At 64.4% G+C, this 14,735-nt stretch carries 18 protein-coding genes; 16 read left to right on the top strand and 2 right to left on the bottom strand.

The features are described 5' to 3' along the window. Nucleotides 1-42 precede the first annotated feature (42 nt). The 7 genes from sufC (at nt 43) to GGR39_RS01665 (ending at nt 4,896) form a co-directional block, all read left to right on the top strand. On the top strand, nt 43-786 hold the full coding sequence (sufC, locus tag GGR39_RS01695) for a Fe-S cluster assembly ATPase SufC (protein ID WP_058735694.1): 744 nt from the start codon (nt 43-45) through the stop codon (nt 784-786). Then, on the top strand, nt 783-1,517 hold the full coding sequence (locus tag GGR39_RS01690) for a SufD family Fe-S cluster assembly protein (RefSeq protein WP_183615603.1): 735 nt from the start codon (nt 783-785) through the stop codon (nt 1,515-1,517). The genes sufC and GGR39_RS01690 overlap by 4 nt, the downstream gene beginning before the upstream one ends. A gap of 74 nt (nt 1,518-1,591) precedes the next feature. Next, a complete protein-coding gene (locus GGR39_RS01685; protein ID WP_221225933.1) occupies nt 1,592-2,761 on the top strand; it encodes a cysteine desulfurase in 1,170 nt (389 codons plus the stop codon). Continuing rightward, entirely contained in the window at nt 2,761-3,276 is a 516-nt protein-coding gene (locus GGR39_RS01680) for an SUF system Fe-S cluster assembly protein (RefSeq protein ID WP_058735696.1), read from the top strand. The genes GGR39_RS01685 and GGR39_RS01680 overlap by 1 nt, the downstream gene beginning before the upstream one ends. After that, complete coding sequence (locus GGR39_RS01675; RefSeq protein ID WP_343055748.1) at nt 3,273-3,788, top strand: GNAT family N-acetyltransferase; 516 nt, start codon at nt 3,273-3,275, stop codon at nt 3,786-3,788. Before GGR39_RS01680 ends, GGR39_RS01675 begins: the two co-directional genes overlap by 4 nt. Continuing rightward, nucleotides 3,785-4,156: a HesB/IscA family protein gene (locus tag GGR39_RS01670; RefSeq protein WP_183615602.1), complete on the top strand. Its 372-nt coding sequence runs from the start codon at nt 3,785-3,787 to the stop codon at nt 4,154-4,156. Before GGR39_RS01675 ends, GGR39_RS01670 begins: the two co-directional genes overlap by 4 nt. 122 nt (nt 4,157-4,278) lie before the next feature. Then, nucleotides 4,279-4,896, top strand: a complete 618-nt coding sequence (locus GGR39_RS01665; RefSeq protein ID WP_183615601.1) for a hypothetical protein — start codon at nt 4,279-4,281, stop codon at nt 4,894-4,896. A 33-nt stretch (nt 4,897-4,929) separates the two neighbouring features. On the opposite strand, the gene GGR39_RS01660 is transcribed toward GGR39_RS01665, so the two are convergent. Further along, nucleotides 4,930-5,367 carry a hypothetical protein gene (locus GGR39_RS01660; protein ID WP_183615600.1) on the bottom strand — a complete coding sequence of 146 codons (438 nt, stop codon included), beginning with the start codon at nt 5,365-5,367 and terminating at the stop codon, nt 4,930-4,932. Nucleotides 5,368-5,512: 145 nt separating this feature from the next. Between GGR39_RS01660 and GGR39_RS01655 the strand changes: the two genes are divergently transcribed. The 5 genes from GGR39_RS01655 (at nt 5,513) to GGR39_RS01635 (ending at nt 9,800) form a co-directional block, all read left to right on the top strand. Next, nucleotides 5,513-6,520: an adenosine kinase gene (locus tag GGR39_RS01655; protein ID WP_183615599.1), complete on the top strand. Its 1,008-nt coding sequence runs from the start codon at nt 5,513-5,515 to the stop codon at nt 6,518-6,520. A 4-nt stretch (nt 6,521-6,524) separates the two neighbouring features. After that, entirely contained in the window at nt 6,525-7,070 is a 546-nt protein-coding gene (locus GGR39_RS01650) for a 3'-5' exonuclease (protein ID WP_183615598.1), read from the top strand. A gap of 97 nt (nt 7,071-7,167) precedes the next feature. Beyond that, entirely contained in the window at nt 7,168-7,869 is a 702-nt protein-coding gene (locus tag GGR39_RS01645; protein WP_183615597.1) for an endonuclease/exonuclease/phosphatase family protein, read from the top strand. 150 nt (nt 7,870-8,019) lie between these two features. After that, a complete protein-coding gene (locus GGR39_RS01640) occupies nt 8,020-8,358 on the top strand; it encodes a P-II family nitrogen regulator (RefSeq protein ID WP_058735703.1) in 339 nt (112 codons plus the stop codon). 14 nt (nt 8,359-8,372) lie between these two features. Next, nucleotides 8,373-9,800: an ammonium transporter gene (locus GGR39_RS01635; RefSeq protein WP_183615596.1), complete on the top strand. Its 1,428-nt coding sequence runs from the start codon at nt 8,373-8,375 to the stop codon at nt 9,798-9,800. A gap of 145 nt (nt 9,801-9,945) precedes the next feature. On the opposite strand, the gene GGR39_RS01630 is transcribed toward GGR39_RS01635, so the two are convergent. After that, entirely contained in the window at nt 9,946-10,377 is a 432-nt protein-coding gene (locus GGR39_RS01630) for a protein tyrosine phosphatase family protein (protein ID WP_183615595.1), read from the bottom strand. Between the two features lie 251 nt (nt 10,378-10,628). Between GGR39_RS01630 and GGR39_RS17380 the strand changes: the two genes are divergently transcribed. The 4 genes from GGR39_RS17380 to hslO all read left to right on the top strand — a co-directional run bounded on the left by GGR39_RS17380 (nt 10,629) and on the right by hslO (nt 14,676). Next, nucleotides 10,629-11,444, top strand: coding sequence for a cold-shock protein (locus GGR39_RS17380; protein ID WP_183615594.1), 816 nt, complete (start codon nt 10,629-10,631; stop codon nt 11,442-11,444). Nucleotides 11,445-11,639: 195 nt separating this feature from the next. Further along, the gene (locus GGR39_RS01620; RefSeq protein ID WP_183615593.1) at nt 11,640-12,830 is read left to right on the top strand and encodes an aspartate aminotransferase family protein; all 1,191 of its coding nucleotides are present in this window, start codon (nt 11,640-11,642) and stop codon (nt 12,828-12,830) included. After that, nucleotides 12,827-13,768, top strand: a complete 942-nt coding sequence (argF, locus tag GGR39_RS01615) for an ornithine carbamoyltransferase (RefSeq protein ID WP_183615592.1) — start codon at nt 12,827-12,829, stop codon at nt 13,766-13,768. Before GGR39_RS01620 ends, argF begins: the two co-directional genes overlap by 4 nt. Further along, nucleotides 13,765-14,676, top strand: a complete 912-nt coding sequence (gene hslO, locus GGR39_RS01610) for an Hsp33 family molecular chaperone HslO (RefSeq protein WP_183615591.1) — start codon at nt 13,765-13,767, stop codon at nt 14,674-14,676. The genes argF and hslO overlap by 4 nt, the downstream gene beginning before the upstream one ends. Nucleotides 14,677-14,735 lie beyond the last annotated feature (59 nt).

Raw genomic sequence — 14,735 nt, 5'->3', positions numbered from 1 at the left:
CGAGTTTGTATCGCCCACACTTTTTCGAGCGAATTGAGACCCATGCTTCAGATCGATAATCTTCAGGCCACCGTCGCCGACAAGCCCATCCTCAAAGGCCTTTCGCTGACGATCAACGCCGGCGAAATCCACGCCATCATGGGGCCTAACGGCGCGGGCAAGTCTACGCTGGGCTACACGCTGGGCGGGCGTCCCGGGTACGAGGTGACCGGCGGCTCGGTGTCGTTCGACGGGCAGGACCTGCTCGAACTGGAACCGCATGAGCGGGCCGCTGCGGGGCTGTTCCTGGGCTTCCAATACCCGGTCGAGATCCCCGGCGTGTCGTTCGTGCAATTCCTGCGCGAGGCGGCGAACGCCCAGCGCAAGGGGCGCGGCGAGGAGCCTTTGTCAGGCGGCGCGTTCCTGAAATTGGCGCGCGAGCAGGCGGGCCTGTTGCGCATGGACATGGACATGCTGAAGCGCCCGGTGAATGTCGGCTTCTCCGGCGGCGAAAAGAAGCGCGCCGAGATGGTGCAGATGGGCATCCTCGATCCCAAGCTGGCGATTCTGGATGAAACGGACTCGGGCCTCGACATCGACGCGCTGCGCATTTGTGGCGAGGGCATCAATGCGATCATGCGCAAGCCTGACAAGGCAGTGCTGCTGATCACGCACTACCAACGCCTGCTCGACTATGTGAAACCCGACTTCGTGCATGTGCTGGCTGGTGGTCGGATCGTGCGCTCCGGTGGGCCGGAGCTGGCCCTGCAGCTGGAGGACGAAGGTTACGAGGCGGTGGTGGCGTGACCACGCTGACGCTTCCCACGCGGCGGGACGAAGCCTACCGCTATTCCGATATCGACGCTTTGGCTGGCGTCTGGCCCGTCGCGCGCGAAGAGCTCGTGGTTGCGGCGGGGACGAGCGGCACGCTGGACATCGTCGAAACCGGTGCGGCCACGGTGGCGCGGCATCTGGTGATCACGCTGGAAGCCGCAGCCAGGTTCGACTTGCGCGTATTGCTGGCCGGGCCAAGCTTCGGGCGCATCGCGGTGGACGTGCGACTGGGCGAAAAGGCGGACTTTACCATGGGTGCGGCCCAGCTGGCGACCGGCCACGAAACCGTCGAGATCGTCACCGAGGTCACCCACACCGGGCTGGACGCCACTTCGGCGCAGATCGTTCGCACGGTGCTGGCCGGCCATGCCACGGGCACATACCTTGGCCGCATCGCGGTTGAACGCGGAGCGGACGGGACCGACGCGGGGCAGTCCGTGCGCGCCATGTTGCTGGATCGTACCGCCACTGCCAATGCCCGGCCCGAGCTGGAAATCTACGCGGACGACGTGAAGGCCGCCCATGGCTGCGCCGTGGGTGAGCTGGATGCTCAGGGGCTGTTCTACCTGATGTCACGCGGGTTGCCGCCGGCTGAGGCGAAGCGCTTGATGCTGCAGGCTTTCATTGCCGAGGCTTTTGCCGGCGCGGCGAACGAGGACATGCTGAGCGAGAAGGCTCTGGCACGTCTTGGGGCGATCCTGTGAGCGGCCCCGTAACCATCGTCGACAGTGCCGAGCGCGTTTCGGTATCCAGCGACATTCGCGTGCAGTTCCCCGGCATGTGGAACCTCGATGGCTCGCCGTGGCGCTATCTCGATACCGCGGCCACCGCGCAGAAGCCGCAGGCGGTGATCGATGCCACGGTGCGGGCGATGGGTGTGGACTATGCCACCGTCCATCGCGGCGTCTATGCTCGCTCCGCCGAGATGACCTTGGGGTTTGAAGCCGCGCGCCGGCGCGTGGCGGCGTTCATCGGCGCGGACGAGGGCGAAGTGGTGTTCACCCGCGGCGCTACGGAAGCGATCAACCTCGTCGCCAGCACTTGGGGCGAAGCGAACCTGAAGGCGGGTGACCGTATCCTGATCTCGATGCTGGAGCATCATTCCAACATCGTGCCCTGGCAGCTTCTGCGCGAACGCACCGGTGTGGCGATCGACGTGTGCCCGCTCACCCAGGATGGCCGGATAGATCTTGATGCGGCAGAAGCGATGCTGACTTCCGCGCACAAGCTCGTCGCGCTGGCGCATGTATCCAACGTGCTGGGCTCGGTGCTGGATGTGAAGCGCGCCGCCGATCTGGCGCATGGCGTAGGCGCGAAGCTGCTGGTGGATGGCTGCCAGGCGGCCCCGCGCATCAAGCTCGACGTGAAGGCGCTCGATTGCGATTTCTACGTTTTCTCCGCGCACAAGCTCTATGGCCCCACCGGGATCGGTGCGCTGTGGGCGCGGGCGGAGATCCTCGATGCCATGCCGCCCTGGCACGGCGGCGGCGCGATGATCGATACCGTCACTTTCGAAAAGACGACATTCGCGAGCGCGCCTCAGCGGTTCGAGGCGGGCACGCCGATGATCATTGAGGCGATCGGCCTTGCCGCCGCGATCGACTGGCTGGAAGCGATCGGACTGGACGTGGCGCAAAGCCATGAGCGCGCGCTTGCCAACACGCTGCGCGAGGTCCTTGGCCAGCGCAACGACGTGACCGTGTTCGGTCCGGCCGATGCCCTGGGCATTACCAGTTTCGCGCTGGACGGGGTGCATCCGCACGACCTCGGCACTATCTTGGATGAGGAAGGCGTGGCGATCCGCGCCGGACATCACTGTGCCCAGCCGCTGATGCAGCATCTGGGCGTGTCGGCAACGGCGCGGGCGAGCTTCGGCCTCTACAACGACGAAAGCGATATCGAGGCGCTCCTGAAAGGGATCGAGCGTACGCGAAGGATTTTTGCCTGATGACTGACGATACTCGTGACGAAACCCGCAAGTTCGCGGTTGAGGAAGTTGACGCCGCTCCCGCGCCTCCACGCGCGCGCGTGGACGATGCCCCGGCAGACGATGCGCCCCAGGTGTACGAGACGCCGACGCAGAAGTTTGCTCGCAAACGCGATTACCTGGAAGGCTTCCTGGCGCAGGAACCTGAAGGAGAGGACCCGACCGGTCCTGGCGGCATGATCTACGAAGGCGTGATTTCCGCGCTGAAGGAAATCTACGATCCCGAAATCCCGGTGAACATCTACGAGCTGGGCCTGATCTACGGCGTCGATGTCTCACCCGAGCATAGCGTCGCCATCACCATGACGCTGACGACGCCGCATTGCCCCGTGGCCGAATCGATGCCGGGAGAGATCGAGATGCGCGTGGCCGCGGTGCCGGGCGTGCGCGATTGCGAGGTGAATCTCGTCTGGGATCCGCCTTGGGACATGGCCAAGATGAGCGATGAGGCCAAGCTGGAACTGGGCATGCTGTGACGGAGGTCATCGCCCTCCAGCGTGCGGTCGACTTCGTCATCGACCCGGTCGGCTTCCGCAACCCCGCGGACGCTGATGCGCTGGTGCACCTGCTGGATTGTTATGCGCGCGATCCGATGGGTGGTGGCGAGCCCCTGGCGGACGACGTACGCGCACGGCTGCCGATGGCGCTGGCAGGTGTTCCGGGCGCATTCGCTTTCCTGGCGCGGATTGGGGATCGGCCCGTTGGCCTGGCGATCTGCTTCACCGGCTTTTCAACCTTCGCCGCCGCGCCCGTGGTTAACATTCACGACGTCAGCGTGCATTCCGCGCAACGTGGCCGGGGGATCGCCCGCGCGTTGTTCGCGCGGATCGAGGCCGAGGCGCGATCGCGCGGGGCCTGCAAGATTACGCTGGAAGTGCTGAGCGGCAACCAGCCTGCCAAGCGGCTCTACAAGTCACTGGGCTATAACGATTACACACTCGATCCCGAGGCTGGACACGCGCTGTTCTGGCAAAAGAGGCTGACATGACGATTGAAACCATTGGCGACACCAAAGTCCGCGCCCGCCCCGCTGCCGTCATCCTGACGCCGGGCGCCGAGGCCCGCATCGCCGACTTGATGAGCAAGGCTCCCGAAGATGCCATCGGCGTCAAGCTTTCCACCCCGCGCCGGGGTTGCTCGGGGTTGGCCTACTCGGTCGACTATGTGAGCGAGGCGAACGCCTTCGATGAGCGGATCGAGACACCCGGCGGCCTGTTCTTCATCGACGGCGCCTCGGTGCTGTACCTCGTGGGCAGCACGATGGACTGGAAAGAAGATGATTTCACCGCCGGCTTCGTTTTCGATAATCCCAATGCCAAGGGTGCCTGCGGGTGCGGGGAAAGCTTTACGGTGTGAACCGCTTCTCGGCATCTTAGTGACCGGCAAGATGACCTTTAATCGATCGTAAAGCCTGTTTTTGCGAGGATTGATTAAGGCCAGCGAAGTACTTTTCCCCTGGGCAACAGGGGAAGTGTTTCATGAAGCGATTTGTTCTTGCGGCGGCGATGATGTCGATGATGGCCGCAGGTGCGCAGGCACAGTCTACATTCGTCTGGCCATCCAGCCAGGCAGGTTCGAGCGGCCAGGGCCTCAGATATTACATTCCGATGGGCACGCCGCTAATGTTGCGGACGCTGAACCAGATCAACACGCGCGAGGCGCATGTGGGCGATCGCATCTACATGCAGGTCGCAGAGCCGATCATGTTTCGCGGCCAGACGATCATCCCTGAAGGGTCTCCGGCCATCGGCGAGGTGTCCGAACTTCAGCGCAACGGACACTTCGGCCGAAAGGGCAAAGTCGCCGTGCGCGTGATCGAGGTGCAGACGCCCAGCGGTCCGGTTCAACTTTCCGGCCGCGCCTATGATGAAGGTCGTTCCGGAACGGCGATTTCGGTCGGCACCATCATGGTCGTATCGGTGCTGGGTTTCCTCATCCACGGGACGAGCGGCGATATCCCGGCCGGCACGTCGGTGCGCAGCTATCTTGGCGAGCGGATGAATTTTCGTTGGAATGGAGAGGCCGAGCAACAGGCGGCCGCTACTGAGGCCGTTCCCGACAAGCTGGCCGTGGCGTCCGCTGCTTTCGCCAAATAATCCTGCGCCGGGGCGAAGGGCAGAGCCTTTCGCCTAACGCCCCTTGAGCGCCGCCACGCAGGCGGCGCGGTCCACATCCTGGCTGTCGGACGAGCGCCGCGCATCGACGTAGGAGGCAAGTGGCTCTTTTGATTGCGCGGTGGGATAAAGGAACACGTCCAGGACGCAGGCCCTGCCGGTAAATTGCAACTTTCGCGCATCACCTTCCCACACGTTCAGGCGGGGCTGGCCGAACTGGCGCGTCAATTGTGCTTCAGTGGCGCCGATCACGCCTTCTAGGCCGGGGATCGTCTGGAACGTGGGATCGCGTGGCGCGGCGCGAACCGGCGTTCGTACGGGCTGGCCCTTGCCGGGGCGCGTGCTGCCGGTGGTCGCTGTCGAGGCGCAGGCGGCCAGCAGCGGCGCCAGCAGGCACAAGCCGGCCAGCGTGCGGAAGGGGGGAAGGGTGCGAAACGGTCTGGCGGGCAGCATGGTTGGCCCTCGCATTGCCCGGCGCGGCCATACTGTCAACGCCATGTCCTGCCGCGCACCATTGCTCCACGCCCAACCGCAGGCTACTCGCGACATGAAGCCGTGCCGCGATCAAGGCGGGCGACGCAAAGGATAATCCCCCCGTATGAGTGATACCCCGTCCGAAGTGCGATACGATGTCCTCGCGATCGGCAACGCCCTGGTCGACGTGCTGGCGCACAGCCGGGACGAGGTGCTGCAGGACCTGGGCCTGGTGCGCGGCGGCATGACGCTGGTGGACACCGCGCGAGCGGAAGAGCTTTATGCGCACATGGGACCAACCGCGCAGATCTCCGGTGGTTCGGCGGCGAACACCCTGGCGGGCATGGCTTCGCTGGGCGCGCGCTGTGCCTTTATCGGCCAGGTGGCGGACGATCCGCTGGGTGAAGTCTTCGCGCATGATATCCGTGCCGCCGACATCGCCTTCGACACGCCCGCCCGCCCGGGACAGCCGCCTACCGGGCGCTGCCTGATCTTCGTCACGCCCGATGCGCAGCGCACGATGAACACCTTCCTGGGTGCCTCGCAGTTTCTGCCGGCCGATGCGCTTGATCTGGAAACGATCGCCGCTTCCGCCGTGCTCTATCTGGAGGGATATCTCTGGGATCCGGAAGAGCCGCGCGCGGCGATGCGCAAGGCGATTTCGACGGCCCGGGATGCGGGCCGCAAGGTTGCCTTCACGATGTCCGACGCTTTCGTGATCGATCGACATGGCGACGATTTCCGCGATCTGATCGCGCAGGGCCAGATCGACATCCTCTTCGCCAACGAGGTGGAACTGGCGGCGCTGACCGGCATCGCGGACTTTGATGCCGCGCTGGCCTCCTTGCAGGACAAGGTGCCGGTGCTGGTCGTCACGCGCGGGGCGCATGGCGCGGTCGCGGTGACCGACGGCCATCGTGTGGAAGTGCCGGCCGAGCCTATCGAGCGCGTGGTCGATACCACCGGGGCCGGAGACCTGTTTGCCGCCGGTTTCCTCTTCGGCCATGTTCGTGGCCGCTCTCCCACGGAAAGCCTGCGCCTGGGCGCGATCTGCGCGCGCGAGGTGATCTCGCACTTTGGCGCGCGGCCCGAAGTCTGCCTTTCGACCCTGGTCGAAGAGAAGGTCGGCTAAGGCGATGGCAAGCGGGCAGGACATCACGACGACCTGCCCCGCCCTGATCGACTTCGAAGCCAGTTGCCTTCCCGAGTTCGGGCAATCGTATCCCATCGAAGTCGCCATCGCCCACGTCGACGGGGTCAGCCGTACCTGGCTGATCCGCCCGGCGGCGGCATGGCGTTTCTGGGACTGGTCTCCCGAAGCGGAGGCGCTGCATGGCATCAGCCAGGAACTGATCGCGCGCGAAGGCATCGATGCCGCGCAAGTGCTGGCGGAAATGGCCGAGTTCGCGGGCGACCGCCCGGTCTATGCCGATGCGGACATCGATGCCTATTGGCTAGAGGTGCTGGCGCACGCTGCCGGCCTCCAGCCGCCCTTCCCGGTACGTTACCTTGGCGAGTATTTTGCGGAGCGCGGCTACACCCGTCCGCAGATCGTGACCGCGCTGGCCTCCGCACGCGAACGCCTGCCGGTGGAACATGTCGCCCGCGATGATGCGAGCCGGCTCGCCCTCACCGTCCAGCTCTTGCACAAGGCCGAACAAGCAGAAGACCAAGGCCGATGAGGCCGGGCCCTGGAACAGGGCTGCCTTACGCGGTTTATTCCAGGCACTCCGGCACGCCCGTCTCCGGCTCGCCATAACGAAGAAGCCAGGCGCCCCCGTGCAGATCACCTTTGCCAGTTACAATATTCGCAAGGCCGTGGGCTTGGATCGCCGCCGCGATCCGGAGCGCATCCTGGCGATCCTGCATGAGATCGACGCCGACGTTATCGCTTTGCAGGAGGCCGACCGGCGCTTTGGCCGCCGCATGAGCGTCCTGCCGCTCGATGCGATCCAGCAAAGCGGCTACCGTCCCGTGCCCCTGTCCATGAAGCCCGATAGTCTGGGCTGGCATGGCAACGCGCTGCTGGTGCGCCGGGACATCGATCTGGTGGAGGCCGCGCCGGTACCGCTGCCTGTACTGGAGCCGCGCGGGGCGATCCGCGCCGACTTGCGGATCGAGGGCCGATCGGTGCGCGTGATCGGCATGCACCTGGATTTGTCCGGTTTGCGTCGCCGCCATCAGGTGCGCAGCGTCCTCGCCCATTCAGCTGACTGTGCCTCGCGGATGCCCACGGTCTTGATGGGCGACATGAACGAATGGGCGGCAAAGGGTGGATGCTTCCGCGAATTCGACAGCAACTGGCACGTGCTGGCACCCGGGCGCAGCTTTCCTTCGCGCCATCCCGTGGCGGCGCTCGATCGGATCATCGTCTCCAATGAGTGCGAGATCGTGGGAACCGGAGTGCATCGTACTGCATTGTCAGCGGTAGGTTCCGACCATCTGCCCGTCTTCGCTACCATAGCGCTGCCTAAAAAATAGGCAAGCTGCCCAGGATTCGGGCGGCGGCCACGATGTCGTCCCGTGTCTGCGGTACACCATCCGCTGAAATCCCTAACAAACGTAAACTGGCACGTCCCTTGCTATACCTAGTCATACCGGCATGTTGCCGGTGGCTAACAGGGGATAGGCATGAAGTTCATCATCGCCATCATCAAGCCGTTCAAGCTCGACGAGGTGCGCGAAGCTCTCGGCGCCATCGGCGTCGCCGGCATGACCGTATCGGAGGTGAAGGGCTTTGGGCGGCAGAAGGGGCAGACCGAGATTTATCGGGGCGCCGAATACTCCACCAACATGCTGCCCAAGGTGAAGATCGAAGTCGCGGCTTCGGACGATATGGCTGCCCAAATCGTCGAGACGATCCAGCAGGTCGCCAGCACCGAGGCCATCGGCGACGGCAAGATCTTCGTCCTGGACCTGGCCGCTGCCGTGCGCATCCGTACTGGCGAATCCGGGGACACCGCGCTGTGAGGGGGAATTCCAAGATGAACCGCAAGATTCTGGGCGGCGTGGGGGCGATCGTCTCGTCCCTGTGCGTCGCCAGCGCCGCCTGGGCGCAAGCCGCCGCCCCGATCAAGGCGCCTGACGCCGCTGCCGCTGCCGGCATGATCAACAAGGGCGATACTGCCTGGATGCTGATCTGCGCCGCGCTGGTGCTGATGATGTCGATCCCGGGCCTGGCCTTGTTTTACGGCGGCCTGGTGCGCGCCAAGAACATGCTGAGCGTATGCATGCAGGTGTTCATGATCGTCTCGGTCGCCGGCCTGCTGTGGGCCTCGGTCGGTTATTCGATCGCCTTCACGTCCGGTGGTGACAACCACTTCTTCGGTGGTCTTTCCAAGGCCTTCCTGGTGGGCGTGGACGCCACGACCGTGGGCGCGACGTTCTCTAACAACGTCTATATCCCCGAACTGGTCTTCGTGGTCTTCCAGATGACCTTCGCCATGATCACGCCCGCGCTGATCGTCGGCGCGTTTGCTGAGCGTGTGAAGTTCAGCGCGCTGATGGTCTTCGTGGTCGCCTGGTCGATCCTGGTCTATTACCCGATGGCGCACATGGTGTGGTACTGGGCCGGCCCGGACTTCCTGGCCGATGCGCCTACCGACTCGGGCCTGCTGTGGGGCTGGGGCGCGCTGGACTTCGCTGGTGGCACCGTCGTTCACATCAACGCCGGTATCGCTGGCCTCGTCGGCTGCCTCTTCATCGGCAAGCGCCATGGCTATCCCAAGGAGCCGATGCCGCCGCACTCGCTCGTCATGACCATGATCGGCGCGAGCCTGCTGTGGGTGGGCTGGTTCGGCTTCAACGCCGGTTCCAACCTGGAAGCCAATGGCGTCACCGGCGTGGCCTTCATCAACACCATGCTCGCCACGTGCGCCGCCGCCGTCAGCTGGTCGCTGATCGAGCAGTTTCACCACGGTAAAGCCAGCATCCTGGGTGCCGCCACCGGCGCCGTCGCCGGCCTGGTCGCCATCACTCCCGCGGCGGGCCTCGGTGCGCCAATGACCTCGATCGTGCTGGGCTTCATCGTTTCGCCGGTCTGCTACATCTTCGTCACCCAGGTGAAGATCAAGATGGGCTACGACGACAGCCTGGACGTGTTCGGCGTGCACTGCATCGGCGGTATCGTCGGCGCGATCGGCACCGGTATCGTCGCTTCCCCGGCGCTCCGCGGCCAGGGTGTGTTTGACTACACATCCTTCCCCGCCGTGTTCGACGCTTCGACCTACTCGATCAGCGGGCAGGTGATCACCCAGATCAAGGCTGTGCTGTTCACCCTGGTTTACTCCGGCGTGATCTCGGCGGTGCTCTACTTCGTGATCGACAAGACCATCGGTCTGCGTCCCAGCCTCGAGGACGAGAACGCCGGCCTCGACATCAGCAGTCACGGCGAACGCGCCTACAACTACTAAGGCTTCAACAGTTTGGCGGGGGACGGGGAAGTTTCCTCCTCTCCATCCCCTCCTCCGCCACCCGATGTTCCTCCTGCGAACACAGACTCAAAGGGCCGGAGCCAGCCGCTCCGGCCCTCTTTTCCGTTTTCGAAAGGCTTGGCAGTTAGCCGGCGGATGCCCTCAGCACGTCCATCACCTGGCGGACGGGCGACAGATCATAGCCGGCGGCGGCAGCGGCCTGGGCCAGCTGTTCGGGATCCTTGCCCGCCTTCGCCTCCGCCAAAGCCCATAGCAAGGTCGACCGGGTTCCCGATCGGCAATAGGCCAGTACCGGCCCGGTCGAACGCTGCAGGGCATCGGCCATCGCCGTCACCTGGTGCTCGGCGAAACCGGCATGCGTGATGGGAATTGCAAGGTATTCGATCCCTTCGGCCTTGGCGGCGGCCGCGATCTCGTCACCCGGAATCTGATCTTCACTCTCGCCTTCGGGCCGGTTGTTGACGATCAGGGTGACGCCCAGCGCCTTGGCTTCCGCCACTTCGGGCAGGCCGATCTGCGGGCTGGCGTAAACGGTATCGATCAGCTTGCGAAACATGGTGCGTCAGCTCCTGCGACAAAGGTGCGAAAGGTAGAAAGTGCGGCAGCCCTAGCACAGTGGCGCCACTATTCGGCAAGTGACTCAGAAACCCACGCATTTCTGTTCGCCAAGCTCTTGCGACTCGTATATACGGCGGAATTGCAGGGAAAGACCGCGTTCGCGCGGGTCGCTTGATCTGGCGCCTGGCGTGGTTCGCCCACCCGTCTGGGCTAATGCTTATCGGGCGCAGCGAAGGTTTATTCGTAGAGATGGGTTTTGATAGAGGACGTCGCGGTAGGGGACGTGACAAGCGCGATCGGTTTGGCGAAGATGAAGGCGGCGGTTTCGATCCCTTCTTCGCAGGACAGGACCGTGGCGGTGGCGGCGGCTTTGGCGGCGGTGATCGCTTCGGCGGTGGCGGCAACAGCGGCGGCTTCGGCGGTGGTGATCGCTTTGGCGGCGGCGGTGGCGGCGGCTTCGGTGGTGGCGCTCCCCGCAGCGGCGGCTTCGGCGGCGGTCCCCGTGGTGGCGGCGGCGGTTTCGGCGGCGGCGGTGGCCCCCGCGGTGGCGGCATGCCGGCCCAGGTCGTTGGCCAAGGCAAGGGCGTCGTAAAGTTCTTCAACGCAGCCAAGGGCTTCGGCTTCATTCAGCGCGATGAGGGCGGCGATGATGTGTTCGTGCACATCAGCTCGGTCGAGCGTGCCGGCCTGGAAGGTCTTGCCGAAGGTCAGCAGCTGGAATTTCAGCTTGTCGATCGTGGCGGCAAGATTTCGGCCAGCGATCTCGTCGTAGTCGGCGATGTCATCCCTGTCGAAAAGCAGCGTGAGCAGGCACCGCGCGAAGCGGCTCCCCAGCGCCAGCTGACGGGTGACAAGGCGACCGGTACGGTCAAGTTCTTCAACTCGATGAAGGGCTTCGGCTTCATCACGCGCGATGACGGTCAGCCAGATGCGTTCGTGCACATCAGCGCGGTTGAGCGTTCGGGCATGTCCGGCCTCAACGAAGGCGATCAGGTCGAATTCGACATCGAAGTCGATCGACGAGGCAAGTACTCGGCGGTCAACCTCGTCCCGCGCCAGGGTTGATCTTGCCGGCATTGCTGCCGATTGGTTGATCGAAGCCGTGCTAACGATTAGAAGCGCGCAAATGGCGGTCCGTTAGGGCCGCCATTTGTCGTTTGCGACTTTCCCCGACCAGCACTGCCATCGGGGCTCAGGAACAGGAAAACAGACCGTCCGGGCCGCCCGATGCGCCAGCGTCTACTTCCAGGAATCACGACCATGTCGATCACTCCGCTGATGCCCGTCTATCCCCGGTCCGACGTTCGGCCCGTGCGCGGCGAACACTGCCATCTGATCAGTGAGGATGGCCGCCGCTTCCTGGATTTCGCCAGCGGTATCGCGGTGAACGCCCTGGGGCACTCGCACCCCGGACTGATCGGCGCGATCCAGAAGCAGGCGGAGACGCTAATGCACGTCTCCAATCTATACGGCAGCCCCCAAGGTGAGCATCTCGCAAAGCGGCTTACCGACCTGACTTTCGCGGATACGGTATTTTTCACCAACTCGGGAGCCGAGGCGGTGGAGTGCGCGATCAAGACCGCGCGGGCCTATCACCAGGCGGCGGGCAACACCGACAAGTTTGAGCTGATCACGTTCAACAACGCCTTCCACGGCCGCACGCTCGCCACGATCAGCGCGTCCAACCAGGACAAGATGCACAAGGGCTTCCTGCCGCTGCTGCCCGGCTTCCGCTATGTCGAGTTCAACGATCTGGAAGTCGCCAAGGCTGCCATCGGCCCAAATACCGCGGGCTTCCTGGTCGAGCCGATCCAGGGCGAAGGCGGCATCCGCGTGGCGGACGACGCGTTCCTTCAGGGTCTGCGCGCCTTGTGTGACGAGCATGACCTGATGCTGGTTCTGGACGAAGTGCAGAGCGGCGTCGGCCGCTCGGGCACGTTCTACGCCTATGAACAGTATGGGATAAAGCCGGACATCCTGGCCACCGCCAAGGGCATTGGCGGCGGCTTTCCGCTGGGCGCGTGCCTTGCCACCGAAAAGGCGGCGCGCGGTATGGTCGCGGGTGCGCACGGCTCCACTTATGGCGGCAACCCGCTCGCCATGGCTGCCGCCGAAGCCGTGCTGGATGTGATCGCGGATGACGCGTTCCTGGCCGATGTGCGCGCCAAGGGTGAACGGTTGCGCGCGCGCATAGAGCAGTTCCTTGGCAATTATCCGGAGCTCTTCGAATCGGTACGCGGCCGGGGGTTGTTCATCGGCCTGAAGATGAAGGCCGAGCCACGCGGTTTCGTGGCCCACATGCGGGACAATCACCAGTTGCTGGCCGTTTCGGCGGGAGACAACGTGGTGCGCATCCTGCCGCCGCTCGTCATCGATGACAGCCACATGGATGAATTCATGGAGAAGCTTTCCGCCGCTGCGGGAAGCTATCACCCGGCAGAAGCAGCATGAGCGCGCAAGCCACGCCCCGGCACTTCGTCGGGCTCTCGGACGCGGGCGGTGATGCCGTCGCCGCGATTCTCAACGATGCGCTGGATCGCAAGGCGGCGCGGCGGGGCTGGGCGAAAGGCCGCCCTGACGCCGATGCGCCGCTGGCCGGGCACGTGCTCGCCATGATCTTCGAGAAGAACTCCACCCGCACCCGCGTCTCGTTCGATATGGCGATGCGGCAGTTGGGCGGCAGTGCCCTGATCATGGAAGCAGGCAGCACCCAGCTGGGGCGCGGCGAAACCGTGGCTGATACCGCGCGCGTGCTCAGCCGCATGGTGGATGCGATCATGATCCGCACCGACGATCACGCCAAGATCGAGGAGCTGGCACATTATGCCGATGTGCCGGTGATCAACGGCCTCACCGATCTGTCGCACCCCTGCCAGATCGTCGCCGATTTGCTGACCGTGATCGAGCGTGGCTTTGCGCTGCCCGGCCTGCAAGTCGCCTGGCTGGGCGATGGCAACAATGTCGCCAACTCGCTGATCGAGGCTGCGGGCCTGATGAAGTTCACCGTTCGCGTGGGCGGCCCCGCCGGATACGAACCCGGCCCCGCCTTCATCGCAGCGGCGCGGGAGCAGGGCGGAACGGTGGTGCTTACGCAGGACGTGAACGAGGCGGTGCGCGGTGCGCAAGTCGTGGTCACCGATACCTGGATCTCGATGGGGCAGGCCGGCGGCGACGTGCATCTGGCGGCGATGGCGCCCTATCAGGTCGACACGCGCCTCATGAACGAAGCCGCGCCGGGTGCGGTGTTCCTGCACTGCCTGCCGGCGCATCGCGGTGAGGAAGTGACCGCCGAAGTGATCGACGGGCCGCAGTCCGCAATCTGGGACGAGGCGGAAAATCGCGTTCACGCCCAGAAATCCATCCTGCGCTGGGCCTTGGGTCAGCTGTGAGTTCGGACGACTACCTAATCCAGTCCGGCCAGACAGGCTTTGACCGGATACTCGGCTTCATCATCCCGGATCGCCATGCGCGAGGCCGGATGGTCCGGCTGGGCCCGACACTGGAGACGATCCTTTCCGCGCACGACTATCCGCCTGCGATCAAGCACTTGCTCGCAGAAGCGCTGGTTCTCACGGCGATGATGGGCTCGCTGCTCAAGGAAGATGGCGGCCAACTGACGTTGCAGGCGCAAGCCAAGGGCGGCGCGATCGACTTGCTGGCGTGCGATTATCGGGGCGGTGAACTGCGCGGCTATGTCAGCCACGATCGCGAAAAGGCAGCGGCGGCGGGTACGAGCCCGCGTCTGGAAAACCTGTGCGGCGAAGGCTACTTGGCCATCACCTTTGATCTTGAGGGCAGTGGTGAGCGCTATCAGGGCATCGTGCCGCTGGAAGGCAGCTCACTTTCGGAAGCATGCGAGCGATACTTCGGGCAGTCCGAGCAGGTGCCGACGCTGCTGCGCGTCGCGATCCGATCCGAAGGCCCACACTGTGTCGCCGGCGGCCTCCTGGTCCAGCACTTCCCTGAGGGCGAAGAAGGGCGCGAGCGGCTGCACGCGAAGGAGGACCATCCCGAGTGGGAACATGTGGCGGTCATGGCCGGAAGCACGCGCCATGATGAACTGGTCGATCCCGACCTGTCGCTGGAAGATCTGCTGATCCGCCTATTCCACGAAGAACGCGAAGTGCGCGTCCAGCCCCTCGCCGAACTGTCCCGCGGATGCCGATGCTCCGTCGAGCATTACCAGTCCGTCTTGGCCAGCTTCCCGGAAGATCAACTGGCAGAGATGCGCGATCCGGACGGCACCATCCCGGTAGACTGCGCGTTCTGCTCCAAAATCATTCGCGTTTCGGCGTAAACTGCGCAGAGTAGGGCAACCCAGCAGGTACGACTTGCTGTCTATATGTCTTCTACTTC

The organism is Novosphingobium fluoreni (genome assembly GCF_014196615.1).
In the GTDB taxonomy this organism is placed as follows: Bacteria; Pseudomonadota; Alphaproteobacteria; order Sphingomonadales; family Sphingomonadaceae; genus Novosphingobium; species Novosphingobium fluoreni.
Note: the sequence above shows the minus strand (reverse complement) of the source record. Positions and strands in the feature narration are given on the sequence as shown.

Excerpts from the sequence above, each read along its gene's own strand:
- GGR39_RS01665 (WP_183615601.1), top strand. The coding sequence starts at position 4,279 with ATGAAGCGATTTGTTCTTGCGGCGGCGATGATGTCGATGATGGCCGCA.
- GGR39_RS01660 (WP_183615600.1), bottom strand. The coding sequence starts at position 5,367 with ATGCTGCCCGCCAGACCGTTTCGCACCCTTCCCCCCTTCCGCACGCTG.
- GGR39_RS01620 (WP_183615593.1), top strand. The coding sequence starts at position 11,640 with ATGTCGATCACTCCGCTGATGCCCGTCTATCCCCGGTCCGACGTTCGG.
- GGR39_RS01650 (WP_183615598.1), top strand. The coding sequence starts at position 6,525 with ATGGCAAGCGGGCAGGACATCACGACGACCTGCCCCGCCCTGATCGAC.
- sufC (WP_058735694.1), top strand. The coding sequence starts at position 43 with ATGCTTCAGATCGATAATCTTCAGGCCACCGTCGCCGACAAGCCCATC.
- GGR39_RS01640 (WP_058735703.1), top strand. The coding sequence starts at position 8,020 with ATGAAGTTCATCATCGCCATCATCAAGCCGTTCAAGCTCGACGAGGTG.
- GGR39_RS01655 (WP_183615599.1), top strand. The coding sequence starts at position 5,513 with ATGAGTGATACCCCGTCCGAAGTGCGATACGATGTCCTCGCGATCGGC.
- GGR39_RS01630 (WP_183615595.1), bottom strand. The coding sequence starts at position 10,377 with ATGTTTCGCAAGCTGATCGATACCGTTTACGCCAGCCCGCAGATCGGC.
- GGR39_RS01680 (WP_058735696.1), top strand. The coding sequence starts at position 2,761 with ATGACTGACGATACTCGTGACGAAACCCGCAAGTTCGCGGTTGAGGAA.
- GGR39_RS01670 (WP_183615602.1), top strand. The coding sequence starts at position 3,785 with ATGACGATTGAAACCATTGGCGACACCAAAGTCCGCGCCCGCCCCGCT.
- GGR39_RS01635 (WP_183615596.1), top strand. The coding sequence starts at position 8,373 with ATGAACCGCAAGATTCTGGGCGGCGTGGGGGCGATCGTCTCGTCCCTG.
- argF (WP_183615592.1), top strand. The coding sequence starts at position 12,827 with ATGAGCGCGCAAGCCACGCCCCGGCACTTCGTCGGGCTCTCGGACGCG.
- GGR39_RS01685 (WP_221225933.1), top strand. The coding sequence starts at position 1,592 with ATGTGGAACCTCGATGGCTCGCCGTGGCGCTATCTCGATACCGCGGCC.
- GGR39_RS17380 (WP_183615594.1), top strand. The coding sequence starts at position 10,629 with ATGGGTTTTGATAGAGGACGTCGCGGTAGGGGACGTGACAAGCGCGAT.